Annotated in this window: 13 protein-coding genes; 9 read left to right on the top strand and 4 right to left on the bottom strand. The window is 53.2% G+C overall.

Translation table 11 applies throughout. The annotated features are described in order from the left end of the window. The first annotated feature begins 44 nt into the window (after positions 1-44). Genes fhuC through fhuB form a run of 3 tightly spaced genes read left to right on the top strand, consistent with a single transcriptional unit; the run spans position 45 to position 3711 of the window. Complete coding sequence (fhuC, locus tag BEG40_RS18140) at positions 45-842, top strand: Fe3+-hydroxamate ABC transporter ATP-binding protein FhuC (protein ID WP_001158929.1); 798 nt, start codon at positions 45-47, stop codon at positions 840-842. Further along, positions 842-1732 (top strand): Fe(3+)-hydroxamate ABC transporter substrate-binding protein FhuD, encoded by an 891-nt coding sequence (gene fhuD, locus BEG40_RS18135; protein ID WP_000016001.1) that lies wholly within the window; start codon positions 842-844, stop codon positions 1730-1732. The genes fhuC and fhuD overlap by 1 nt, the downstream gene beginning before the upstream one ends. Beyond that, entirely contained in the window at positions 1729-3711 is a 1983-nt protein-coding gene (gene fhuB, locus BEG40_RS18130; protein ID WP_105285879.1) for a Fe(3+)-hydroxamate ABC transporter permease FhuB, read from the top strand. Before fhuD ends, fhuB begins: the two co-directional genes overlap by 4 nt. Before the next feature lie 34 nt (positions 3712-3745). Here fhuB and hemL read toward each other — a convergent pair whose 3' ends face one another. After that, positions 3746-5026, bottom strand: a complete 1281-nt coding sequence (hemL, locus tag BEG40_RS18125) for a glutamate-1-semialdehyde 2,1-aminomutase (RefSeq protein WP_000045244.1) — start codon at positions 5024-5026, stop codon at positions 3746-3748. 165 nt (positions 5027-5191) lie between these two features. On the opposite strand from hemL, the gene BEG40_RS22175 reads away from it, so the two are divergent. The 4 genes from BEG40_RS22175 to erpA are packed head-to-tail and all read left to right on the top strand — an operon-like array spanning position 5192 to position 7098. Continuing rightward, a complete protein-coding gene (locus BEG40_RS22175) occupies positions 5192-5254 on the top strand; it encodes a hypothetical protein (RefSeq protein WP_212741837.1) in 63 nt (20 codons plus the stop codon). Then, positions 5251-6672 (top strand): H(+)/Cl(-) exchange transporter ClcA, encoded by a 1422-nt coding sequence (clcA, locus tag BEG40_RS18120; protein ID WP_105285878.1) that lies wholly within the window; start codon positions 5251-5253, stop codon positions 6670-6672. Before BEG40_RS22175 ends, clcA begins: the two co-directional genes overlap by 4 nt. A 23-nt stretch (positions 6673-6695) precedes the next feature. Further along, a complete protein-coding gene (gene yadW / locus BEG40_RS21810; RefSeq protein WP_122998795.1) occupies positions 6696-6761 on the top strand; it encodes a small protein YadW in 66 nt (21 codons plus the stop codon). Further along, positions 6754-7098, top strand: a complete 345-nt coding sequence (gene erpA, locus BEG40_RS18115; protein ID WP_001295564.1) for an iron-sulfur cluster insertion protein ErpA — start codon at positions 6754-6756, stop codon at positions 7096-7098. Before yadW ends, erpA begins: the two co-directional genes overlap by 8 nt. 46 nt (positions 7099-7144) lie before the next feature. Here erpA and BEG40_RS18110 read toward each other — a convergent pair whose 3' ends face one another. The 3 genes from BEG40_RS18110 to mtnN are packed head-to-tail and all read right to left on the bottom strand — an operon-like array spanning position 7145 to position 9296. After that, a complete protein-coding gene (locus tag BEG40_RS18110) occupies positions 7145-7768 on the bottom strand; it encodes a TRIC cation channel family protein (RefSeq protein ID WP_000964220.1) in 624 nt (207 codons plus the stop codon). A gap of 36 nt (positions 7769-7804) precedes the next feature. Beyond that, positions 7805-8605, bottom strand: coding sequence for a vitamin B12 ABC transporter substrate-binding protein BtuF (gene btuF / locus BEG40_RS18105; RefSeq protein WP_105285877.1), 801 nt, complete (start codon positions 8603-8605; stop codon positions 7805-7807). Continuing rightward, positions 8598-9296, bottom strand: coding sequence for a 5'-methylthioadenosine/S-adenosylhomocysteine nucleosidase (gene mtnN / locus BEG40_RS18100; RefSeq protein WP_000689855.1), 699 nt, complete (start codon positions 9294-9296; stop codon positions 8598-8600). Before mtnN ends, btuF begins: the two co-directional genes overlap by 8 nt. Before the next feature lie 83 nt (positions 9297-9379). Between mtnN and dgt the strand changes: the two genes are divergently transcribed. Next, a complete protein-coding gene (gene dgt, locus BEG40_RS18095; RefSeq protein ID WP_105285876.1) occupies positions 9380-10897 on the top strand; it encodes a dGTPase in 1518 nt (505 codons plus the stop codon). 129 nt (positions 10898-11026) lie between these two features. Continuing rightward, positions 11027-12451 carry a serine endoprotease DegP gene (gene degP, locus BEG40_RS18085; RefSeq protein WP_000753946.1) on the top strand — a complete coding sequence of 475 codons (1425 nt, stop codon included), beginning with the start codon at positions 11027-11029 and terminating at the stop codon, positions 12449-12451. Positions 12452-12464: the final 13 nt, after the last annotated feature.

Below are 12464 nucleotides of genomic sequence, written 5' to 3'. Positions count from 1 at the left end.
TTTTGGGGCACGGATTTCCGTGCCCGTTTCACAAGTTGGCTGTTATGCAGGAATACACGAATCATTCCGATACCACTTTTGCACTGCGTAATATCTCCTTTCGTGTGCCCGGGCGCACGCTTTTGCATCCGCTGTCGTTAACCTTTCCTGCCGGGAAAGTGACTGGTCTGATTGGTCACAACGGTTCTGGTAAATCCACTCTGCTCAAAATGCTCGGTCGTCATCAGCCGCCGTCGGAAGGTGAAATTCTTCTTGATGCCCAGCCGCTGGAAAGCTGGAGCAGCAAAGCCTTCGCCCGCAAAGTGGCTTATTTGCCGCAGCAGCTTCCTCCGGCAGAAGGGATGACCGTGCGTGAACTGGTGGCAATTGGTCGTTACCCGTGGCATGGCGCGCTGGGGCGCTTTGGTGCGGCAGATCGCGAAAAGGTCGAGGAAGCTATCTCGCTGGTTGGTTTAAAACCGCTGGCGCATCGTCTGGTCGATAGTCTCTCTGGCGGCGAACGTCAGCGGGCCTGGATCGCCATGCTGGTGGCGCAGGATAGCCGCTGTCTGTTGCTCGACGAACCGACCTCGGCGCTGGATATTGCGCACCAGGTTGACGTACTGGCGCTGGTGCATCGTTTAAGTCAGGAACGTGGTCTGACGGTCATTGCCGTGCTGCACGATATCAATATGGCAGCGCGTTACTGTGATTATCTGGTCGCCCTGCGCGGCGGTGAAATGATTGCTCAGGGAACGCCTGCGGAAATTATGCGCGGCGAAACCCTCGAAATGATTTATGGCATCCCGATGGGTATTTTGCCGCATCCGGCGGGTGCAGCACCTGTGAGTTTTGTTTATTAATGAGCGGCTTACCTCTTATTTCGCGCCGCCGACTGTTAACGGCGATGGCGCTTTCTCCGTTGTTATGGCAGATGAATACCGCCCGTGCGGCGGCTATTGATCCAAATCGTATTGTGGCACTGGAGTGGTTGCCGGTGGAGTTACTACTGGCGCTCGGCATCGTGCCTTACGGTGTGGCGGACACCATCAATTATCGTCTGTGGGTCAGCGAACCGCCGTTGCCGGAGTCGGTGATTGACGTTGGTTTGCGTACAGAACCTAACCTCGAACTGCTGACCGAAATGAAACCGTCGTTTATGGTCTGGTCGGCGGGATATGGTCCTTCACCAGAAATGTTGGCTCGTATTGCGCCGGGACGCGGATTTAACTTCAGCGACGGCAAACAGCCGCTGGCGATGGCGCGTAAATCGCTGGCGGAAATGGCCGATTTACTTAACCTGAAAAGCGCAGCAGAAACGCATTTAGCGCAATATGAAGACTTTATCCGCAGCATGAAACCCCGCTTTGTGAAGCGAGGAGCGCGTCCATTATTGCTGACAACATTGATTGATCCGCGCCATATGCTGGTCTTCGGTCCAAACAGCCTGTTCCAGGAAATTCTCGATGAATACGGCATCCCAAATGCCTGGCAGGGTGAAACCAACTTCTGGGGCAGTATCGCCGTCAGTATCGATCGTTTGGCAGCGTACAAAGATGTTGATGTGCTCTGTTTTGATCACGATAACAGCAAAGAGATGGACGCGTTAATGGCGACGCCGCTGTGGCAGGCCATGCCGTTTGTCCGTGCCGGACGCTTTCAGCGCGTACCCGCAGTCTGGTTCTATGGTGCGACGCTTTCAGCAATGCACTTTGTGCGGATTCTGGATAACGCCATTGGAGGTAAAGCGTGAGTAAACGTATTGCGCTTTTCCCGGTGTTATTGCTGGTGCTGTTGGTGATTGCCGCTGCGGCGTTGACCTGGATGAACTTCTCGCAGGCGCTGCCGCGTAGTCAGTGGGCGCAGGCTGCCTGGTCGCCGGATATCGATGTCATTGAACAGATGATTTTTCACTACAGCTTGCTGCCGCGTCTGGCTATTTCGCTGTTGGTTGGCGCAGGTCTGGGGCTGGTGGGCGTGCTGTTTCAGCAAGTGTTGCGTAACCCTTTGGCAGAACCGACCACGCTGGGCGTCGCAACGGGCGCGCAACTGGGAATTACCGTCACCACGCTCTGGGCGATCCCCGGCGCGATGGCGAGCCAGTTTGCCGCGTTGGCAGGGGCTTGTGTCGTTGGCTTAATTGTCTTTGGCGTCGCGTGGGGGAAACGGCTTTCGCCGGTAACGCTGATCCTCGCGGGGCTGGTGGTGAGCCTTTATTGTGGAGCCATCAACCAGTTACTGGTTATCTTCCATCACGACCAGTTGCAAAGCATGTTCCTGTGGAGCACCGGAACGCTGACGCAAACCGACTGGGGCGGCGTTGAGCGTTTATGGCCGCAGCTGCTGGGTGGCGTGATGCTGACGTTACTGCTATTGCGTCCGTTAACCCTGATGGGGCTTGATGATGGCGTGGCGCGCAATCTCGGGCTGGCCTTGTCGCTCGCGCGTCTGGCGGCGCTGTCGCTGGCGATTGTCATCAGTGCTCTGCTGGTGAACGCGGTAGGGATTATCGGCTTTATCGGCTTGTTCGCGCCACTGCTGGCAAAAATGCTGGGGGCGCGGCGTTTGCTGCCACGACTGCTGCTGGCGTCGCTGATTGGTGCGTTGATCCTCTGGCTTTCCGATCAAATCATCCTCTGGCTGACTCGCGTGTGGATGGAAGTTTCCACCGGATCGGTGACTGCGTTGATAGGTGCGCCGCTGCTACTGTGGCTGCTGCCGCGTTTACGCAGCATTAGCGCGCCGGATATGAAGGTTAACGATCGTGTCGCGACTGAACGCCAACATGTGCTGGCGTTTGCCCTCGCGGGCGGCGTGCTGCTGCTGATTGCTGTGGTGGTGGCGCTGTCGTTTGGCCGTGATGCGCACGGCTGGACGTGGGCGAGCGGGGCGCTGCTTGATGATTTAATGCCCTGGCGCTGGCCGCGAATTATGGCAGCACTGTTTGCGGGCGTAATGCTGGCGGTGGCGGGCTGCATTATTCAGCGGCTGACTGGCAACCCGATGGCAAGCCCGGAAGTGCTGGGGATTAGTTCCGGTGCGGCGTTTGGCGTCGTGTTGATGCTGTTTCTGGTGCCGGGCAACGCCTTTGGCTGGCTGTTGCCTGCGGGAAGTCTCGGCGCGGCGGTGACCTTGTTAATCATTATGATCGCTGCCGGTCGCGGAGGTTTTTCCCCACACCGGATGTTGCTTGCGGGGATGGCGTTAAGCACCGCGTTCACCATGCTTTTGATGATGTTGCAGGCGAGTGGTGACCCGCGAATGGCGCAAGTGCTGACCTGGATTTCCGGTTCGACCTACAACGCGACCGATGCACAGGTCTGGCGCACCGGAATTGTGATGGTGATTTTGCTGGCGATTACTCCGCTGTGCCGCCGCTGGCTGACCATTTTACCGCTGGGTGGTGATACCGCACGAGCTGTGGGAATGGCGCTGACGCCGACGCGAATTGCGTTGCTGATGCTGGCGGCCTGTCTGACAGCGACCGCGACGATGACTATTGGACCGTTGAGTTTTGTTGGTCTGATGGCACCGCATATCGCGCGGATGATGGGCTTTCGACGGACGATGCCGCACATTGTGATTTCGGCGTTGGTGGGAGGTTTATTGCTGGTATTCGCTGACTGGTGTGGGCGGATGGTGCTGTTTCCGTTCCAGATCCCAGCGGGGCTGCTATCGACGTTTATTGGCGCGCCGTACTTTATCTATTTGTTGAGAAAGCAGAGCCGTTAATTGAATGCCTCGCCCGGTGGGCGAGGCAAAATCATCACAATTTCGCAAACACCCGACGCGCAGCATCGATGGTGTTGTTGATATCTTCCATGCTGTGCGCTACAGACATAAAGCCCGCTTCAAACGCTGACGGTGCCAGATATACACCTTCATCCAGCATCATATGGAAGAAACGCTTAAAGCGTTCCACGTCACAGGCCATCACGTCCTGGTAGCACGTCACGGACTCGGCGTCGGTAAAGAAAATACCGAACATGCCGCCAACATGGTTAACGACCAGCGGAATTCCCGCTTCTTCTGCCGCTTCCAGCAGACCTTCTGCCAAACGCGTGGTTAACTCATTCAGCGTTTCGTGAATGCCCGGCTGCGCGACTTCATTCAGACAGGCGAAACCTGCTGCCATCGCAATTGGGTTACCGGAAAGCGTACCAGCCTGATAGACCGGGCCGGTCGGAGCCAGTGCATCCATTACATCACGACGACCGCCGAATGCGCCTACTGGCATCCCACCGCCGATGATTTTGCCGAGGCAGGTGAGATCCGGCACCACGCCGTAATAATCCTGTGCGCCTGCCAGCGCCACGCGGAAGCCGGTCATAACTTCATCGATGATCAGCAATGCGCCAAACTCGTCACACAGCGCGCGCAGACCCGGCAGGAACTCTGGCAGCGGAGGAACACAGTTCATGTTGCCTGCCACTGGCTCGACGATAATGCAGGCAATCTCTTGCGGATACTGTTCAAACGCGGCGCGTACAGACGCCAGATCGTTATAGGTACAGGTTAAGGTATGTTTGGCGAAATCTGCCGGAACGCCCGGAGAGTTTGGCTGACCTAACGTGAGCGCGCCAGAACCAGCTTTCACCAGCAGGCAGTCAGCGTGACCGTGGTAACAACCTTCGAATTTAATGATTTTGTCGCGACCGGTAAAACCACGCGCCAGGCGGATGGCGCTCATCGTTGCTTCGGTGCCGGAGTTCACCATGCGCACCATATCCATCGTCGGCACGAGTTCGGTCACCAGCTCCGCCATTTTTACTTCCATTTCGGTCGGCGCGCCAAAGCTCAGACCACGTTCAGCGGCTTCAATCACTGCATTGCGGATCGCCGGATGATTATGACCCAGCACCATCGGCCCCCAGGAACCGACATAATCGATATAGGCTTTGCCATCAACGTCGTACAGATAAGCACCGTCCGCTTTTTCGATAAACAGTGGAGTGCCGCCCACGCCGGTAAAGGCGCGAACAGGAGAGTTCACACCGCCAGGGATCAGCTCGCGCGCTGCGCTGTAAAGGTTTTCAGACTTACTCATGGAGGGTTCCTGATTCGTAGAAAAAGTGAATGGCTGCTATTCTATGTTATTCATAACAAGTTAAATACTCGTCAAACATCAGGTTGCTTATACTGCTGCAACCTGGATTTCTAAGAGTATAAAAGTTTTGAGTATTTGAAACATTACGCTTTGCAAAGGATTTTCATGGAACGAGCGAGTAAAATGCCGTCATCTTATTTGTATGACCAATATGTGATCATTGGATGAAAACCGAAACTCCTTCTTATGAAATACCGCAGGCCGCGCGTCTGCGACGCAGACAACTGATTCGCCAACTTCTTGAGCGCGACAAAACGCCATTAGCCATTTTGTTTATGGCGGCGGTCGTCGGCACCCTTGTCGGGCTGGCGGCAGTTGCTTTTGACAAAGGCGTCGCCTGGTTGCAAAACCAACGTATGGGCGCGCTGGTACATACCGCTGATAATTACCCACTTCTGTTAGTCGTCGCTTTTCTTTGTTCGGCGGTGCTGGCAATGTTCGGCTACTTTCTGGTGCGTAAATACGCGCCAGAAGCAGGTGGTTCGGGGATTCCGGAAATTGAAGGGGCGCTGGAAGATCAACGTCCCGTTCGCTGGTGGCGTGTATTGCCGGTGAAATTCTTTGGCGGGTTGGGGACACTCGGTGGTGGCATGGTTCTTGGGCGTGAAGGACCAACCGTGCAAATCGGCGGTAACATTGGCCGTATGGTGCTTGATATTTTCCGCATGAAAGGTGATGAAGCTCGCCACACGTTGCTGGCAACCGGTGCAGCGGCTGGTCTGGCGGCGGCCTTTAACGCGCCGCTGGCGGGTATTCTATTTATTATCGAAGAGATGCGTCCGCAATTTCGCTATACGCTGATTTCGATTAAGGCGGTATTTATTGGCGTCATTATGTCGACCATTATGTACCGGATATTTAATCACGAAGTCGCGTTAATTGACGTCGGTAAACTTTCTGACGCGCCGCTCAATACGCTGTGGCTTTATCTGATCCTCGGTATTATTTTTGGTATTTTCGGCCCTATTTTTAATAAATGGGTGCTGGGGATGCAGGATTTACTGCACCGTGTGCACGGCGGCAATATCACTAAATGGGTGCTGATGGGCGGTGCGATTGGCGGTCTGTGCGGTTTGCTGGGGTTCGTTGCGCCAGAAACTTCAGGCGGCGGTTTTAACCTGATTCCTATCGCCACAGCGGGGAATTTCAGCATGGGAATGCTGATTTTTATTTTTGTCGCACGGGTGATCACTACGCTGCTTTGCTTCTCTTCCGGTGCGCCGGGCGGTATTTTCGCTCCGATGCTGGCGCTCGGTACGGTTTTGGGAACGGCATTTGGCATGGCTGCCACGGAGATATTTCCGCAATACCACCTTGAAGCAGGGACATTTGCTATTGCTGGAATGGGGGCGTTACTGGCGGCCTCTGTTCGTGCGCCGTTGACCGGGATCATCCTGGTACTTGAGATGACAGATAACTATCAGCTCATTTTGCCAATGATTATTACCGGTCTTGGCGCAACACTATTAGCACAATTTACTGGTGGAAAACCGTTATACTCGGCGATTCTTGCCCGCACGCTGGCAAAACAGGAAGCGGAGCAGCTGGCGCGAAGCAAGGCCGTGGCTGCCAGCGAGAATACTTGAACGAAATACCAGGGTATTAGATAATGGCAGTTATTATTGGGTTAGAATTTGCCCAATTGCCGATGTCGTTTGGAGCAAAATATGAGTGATGACGTAGCACTGCCGCTGGAGTTTACCGACGCAGCAGCCAACAAAGTTAAAAGCCTGATCGCTGACGAAGATAACCCGAATCTGAAATTACGCGTGTATATCACCGGTGGCGGTTGCAGCGGCTTCCAGTATGGTTTCACCTTTGATGATCAGGTGAACGAAGGCGATATGACCATCGAAAAACAGGGCGTTGGCCTGGTGGTTGACCCGATGAGCCTGCAATATCTGGTCGGCGGTTCCGTTGATTATACCGAAGGTCTGGAAGGTTCACGCTTCATCGTAACCAACCCGAATGCGAAAAGCACCTGCGGTTGCGGTTCTTCCTTCAGCATCTAATCTGCTGTTAATGTGCCGGATAAACTATCCGGCACATCTTCTCTCTTCAACGCCCATTCTCATCCAGCGCAAACGTCGGCAATTTCAGATGCCACCGAATAGCCGCCAGCCGTATCAATAGCGTTACAACCATTCCCATCATACTGGCTGTTTCCAGCGGTACGGAGAAGGTGTAATGAGCTGTAGCATGGACAATACCGCCGATAATACAGGCCGTCGCGTAGATTTCTGTGCGTAATATCATGGGGATTTCGCGCGCCAGTACATCGCGGATGATCCCGCCGCCAACGCCGGTGATCACACCCATACAAACCGCGATTAACGGGCCGGCTTCCGCATTAAAGGCTTTGTTGACGCCAATGCCAACGAACACAGCCAGACCAACAGCATCCAGCACCGGCAGCATCCATTTGGGTAAGCGCCTTGGCTGGCGTACCAGAACGATAGTCAGCATACTGGTCACCATCGCGACAACCAGATCGGTGGGATCTTTCACCCAAAATACCGGACCGTGATCCAGCGCCATGTCGCGAATTGTCCCGCCACCTACTGCGGTAACCACGCCCAGAACCAGGACGCCAAAAGGGTCCATACGCAATTTTCCGGCCAGCAAAACGCCGGAGATGGCAAATACCGCTGTACCGACTATATCCAGCCAATAGACGAGCATTTTTCAATCCCCACTGAGCACCTGAAAGGTCAGGCGCTAATCCACTTGTGAAAGCGCATTACAGAGTTGTTGTGCAGCGAGGATAATACGTGGGCTTGCGCGTTCAAACCAGTCACTTGTGAGAGGAATAACGGGAATTTTGAGTTGTTCGCCCCAGTATTGCTTTATTTTAGGAATTTTATCCGCTCCGCCAGTGATGACAATGGCCTGCGGCGCGCGTGCTAATACTTGCTCACGGCTAACCTGCGGCCAGGGAACTCGACTGTCTTTAAAGATGTTTTCTCCGCCGCAAACTTCCAGTATCTGGTTCTGAATCGACTCTTTTCCGCTGGTGAACGGCGGATTAATGCCGAATTGTAAGAAAACACGTTTTTTCGGTTTATCAGCATATTGCGCTTTCAGTTGCGCATACTGCTCCAGTAAGGTTTGCGCGGCTTTCCCGGCCTTGTCAGGTTGCGGACTCCAGGGGGCCAGTTGACGTAACGCATCGGCAATTTGTTCAATGCTTGTCGCATCGACCCACATGACTTTTATTCCCAGCGAAGCAAGCTGGTCAACCTGCCGCTCGGCATTGCCTCCGCGCCAGGCAACCACCAAATCGGGTTTCAGCGCCACGATGCGTTCCAGATTCATCCCTTGCCAGGTGGAAACCTGCTCAATAGTCTGCGCTTCTGGCGGATAGTCGGAATAACTACTGACCCCTACCGGCGTGATCCCGGCGGCAAAGGCAAGTTCAGTGTTGGCGGGGGAAAGTGTGATAACGCGCGGCGCGGCGTTGAGCCACAGCGGCGCGAGAAAAGACAGGGCGACCAGCGCCCTGAACAGTGACTTAGCCATGAGCCAGTTTCTGCACCAGTGACTCAACCATCAGGCTGGACTGTTTGGCTGCAACGGCCAGAAATTCGTCGAAGCTGAGATGAGACTGTTGATCGGCCACGTCGGAGATGGCGCGTACCACCACAAACGGTACGTTAAAATTGTGGCAAACATGAGCGATAGCTGTCGCTTCCATCTCTACCGCAATGGCCTGCGGGAAGTTGTGGCGGATTTTCGCCAGACCAACAGAGCCGTTGATGAACGCGTCGCCGCTGACAATCAGGCCACGTACAGCGTTAAGATTCAGTTCGGCAATGCAGGACTCGGCGGCAGCGATCAGTTTATCATCAGCTTTGAAGCCTGCCGGACAGCCAGGTAACTGACCATATTCATAACCAAATGCCGTGACATCCGCGTCGTGATAGCGTGCTTCGTCAGAGACAACGATATCGCCCACTTTCAGCGTTGGCGCCAGGCCCCCTGCAGAACCGGTGTTAATAATCACATCTGGTTTGCAGTGTTCCAGCAGCAGAGTCGCACCCAGCGCCGCAGCGACTTTACCGATGCCCGATTTCAGAAGCGCAACCTCGGTTCCGTTCAGTTGACCTGTGTAGATTTCACAGCCACCCAGACGGAGAGTTTGACGGTTTTCGATTTTGTCACGCAGCAGCGTAACTTCTTCTTCCATTGCACCAATGATGCCGATTTTCATAGATTTACTCGCGATAAGCCCGATTTGAGGGCATAGTTTATCATGCGCTTACGGGGAAGCGTATTTCTCACGCGGGAGAGGACATGGCACAGATTGATTTCCGAAAAAAAATAAACTGGCATCGTCGTTATCGTTCACCGCAGGGTGTTAAAACCGAGCATGAGATCTTGCGGATCTTCGAAAGCGATCGCGGACGTATTATCAACTCTCCGGCGATTCGTCGTCTGCAACAAAAGACCCAGGTTTTTCCACTTGAGCGCAATGCCGCCGTACGCACGCGTCTTACCCATTCAATGGAAGTTCAGCAGGTGGGGCGCTATATCGCCAAAGAGATTTTAAGTCGTCTGAAAGAACTTAAATTGCTGGAGGAGTACGGCCTGGATGAACTGACCGGGCCGTTTGAAAGCATTGTCGAGATGTCATGCCTGATGCACGATATCGGTAATCCACCGTTTGGTCATTTTGGCGAAGCGGCTATAAATGACTGGTTTCGCCAGCGTTTGTACCCGGCGGATGCCGAAAGTCAGCCGCTGACTGACGATCGCTGTAGCGTGACAGCGTTGCGATTGCGGGAAGGAGAGGAACAACTTAACGAGCTGCGGCGCAAAATTCGTCAGGACTTATGTCATTTTGAAGGTAATGCACAAGGTATTCGTCTGGTGCATACATTGATGCGTATGAATCTCACCTGGGCGCAGGTTGGCGGTATTTTAAAATATACTCGTCCGGCGTGGTGGCGTGGTGAAACGCCTGAGACTCACCACTATTTAATGAAAAAACCGGGCTATTATCTTTCTGAAGAAGTCTATATTGCCCGTTTGCGTAAAGAACTTAATTTGGCGCTTTACAGTCGTTTTCCATTAACGTGGATTATGGAAGCAGCTGACGATATCTCTTATTGTGTGGCTGATCTTGAAGATGCGGTAGAGAAAAGAATATTTACCGTTGAGCAGCTTTATCATCATTTGCATGATGCGTGGGGTCAGCATGAGAAAGGTTCTCTGTTTGCACAAGTGGTAGAAAATGCCTGGGAAAAATCGCGCTCAAATAGTTTAAGCCGCAGTACGGAAGATCAGTTTTTTATGTATTTACGGGTGAACACCCTCAATAAGCTGGTGCCCTATGCGGCACAACGATTTATTGATAATTTGCCGACGATTTTTGCCGGAACGTTTAATCATGCCCTGTTAGAAGATGCCAGTGAATGTAGTGAACTTTTGAAGTTATATAAAAATGTCGCCGTAAAACATGTGTTTAGCCATCCAGATGTCGAGCAGCTTGAGTTGCAGGGGTATCGGGTGATTAGCGGGTTATTAGAGATTTATCGTCCTTTATTAAGCATGTCATTATCAGACTTTACTGAACTGGTAGAAAAAGAGCGAGTAAAACGTTTCCCCATTGAATCACGCTTATTCCATAAGCTCTCAACGCGCCATCGGCTGGCCTATGTCGAGGCTGTCAGTAAATTATCGTCAGATTCTCCTGAGTTCCCGTTATGGGAATATTATTATCGTTGTCGGCTGTTACAGGATTATATCAGTGGCATGACGGACCTTTATGCGTGGGATGAATATCGGCGGCTGATGGCGGTAGAACAATAACCAGGCTTTTGTAAAGACGGACAATAAATTTTTACTTTTTGCAGAAACTTTAGTTCGGAACTTCGCGCTATAAAACGAATCTGAAGAACACAGCAATTTTGCGTTATCTGTTAATCGAGACTGAAATACATGAAAAAAACCACATTAGCACTGAGTGCACTGGCTCTGAGTTTAGGTTTGGCATTATCTCCGCTCTCTGCAACGGCGGCTGAGACTTCTTCAGCAACGACAGCCCAGCAGATGCCAAGCCTTGCACCGATGCTCGAAAAGGTGATGCCTTCAGTGGTCAGCATTAACGTAGAAGGTAGCACAACCGTCAATACGCCGCGTATGCCGCGCAATTTCCAGCAGTTCTTCGGCGATGATTCTCCGTTCTGCCAGGAAGGTTCTCCGTTCCAGAGCTCTCCGTTCTGCCAGGGCGGGCAGGGCGGTAACGGCGGCGGCCAGCAACAAAAATTTATGGCGCTGGGGTCTGGCGTTATTATTGATGCCGATAAAGGCTATGTCGTCACCAACAACCACGTTGTCGATAACGCGACGGTCATTAAAGTTCAGTTAAGTGATGGTCGTAAGTTTGACGCGAAAATGGTCGGCAAAGATCCGCGTTCTGATATCGCGCTGATCCAAATCCAGAACCCGAAAAACCTGACTGCAATTAAGATGGCGGATTCCGACGCGCTGCGCGTGGGGGATTACACCGTCGCTATCGGTAACCCGTTTGGTCTGGGCGAGACGGTAACTTCCGGTATCGTCTCTGCGTTGGGGCGTAGCGGCCTGAATGCCGAAAACTACGAAAACTTCATCCAGACCGATGCGGCGATCAACCGTGGTAACTCCGGTGGTGCGCTGGTTAACCTGAACGGCGAACTGATCGGTATCAACACCGCGATCCTCGCACCGGACGGCGGCAACATCGGTATCGGTTTTGCTATCCCGAGCAACATGGTGAAAAACCTGACCTCGCAGATGGTGGAATACGGCCAAGTGAAACGCGGTGAGCTGGGTATTATGGGAACCGAACTGAACTCCGAACTGGCGAAAGCGATGAAAGTTGACGCCCAGCGCGGTGCATTCGTAAGTCAGGTTCTGCCGAATTCTTCTGCCGCGAAAGCTGGTATTAAAGCAGGTGATGTGATCACCTCCCTGAACGGTAAGCCAATCAGCAGCTTTGCCGCGCTGCGAGCTCAGGTTGGCACTATGCCAGTGGGCAGCAAACTGACTCTGGGCTTACTGCGCGACGGTAAGCAGGTTAACGTGAACCTGGAACTGCAGCAGAGCAGCCAGAATCAGGTTGATTCCAGCTCCATCTTCAACGGCATTGAAGGCGCTGAGATGAGCAACAAAGGCAAAGATCAGGGCGTCGTCGTGAACAACGTGAAAACGGGCACCCCGGCTGCACAGATTGGCCTGAAAAAAGGTGATGTGATTATTGGCGCGAACCAGCAGGCAGTGAAAAACATCGCTGAACTGCGTAAAGTTCTCGACAGCAAACCGTCCGTGCTGGCACTGAACATTCAGCGCGGCGACAGCACCATCTACCTGTTAATGCAGTAATCTCCCTTAACCC

It is taken from the genome of Escherichia sp. MOD1-EC5495, from assembly GCF_002965965.1.
Taxonomy (GTDB): Bacteria; Pseudomonadota; Gammaproteobacteria; order Enterobacterales; family Enterobacteriaceae; genus Escherichia; species Escherichia ruysiae.
The sequence above is the reverse complement of the archived record's forward strand: the minus strand, read 5'-3'. Positions and strand labels throughout refer to the sequence as shown.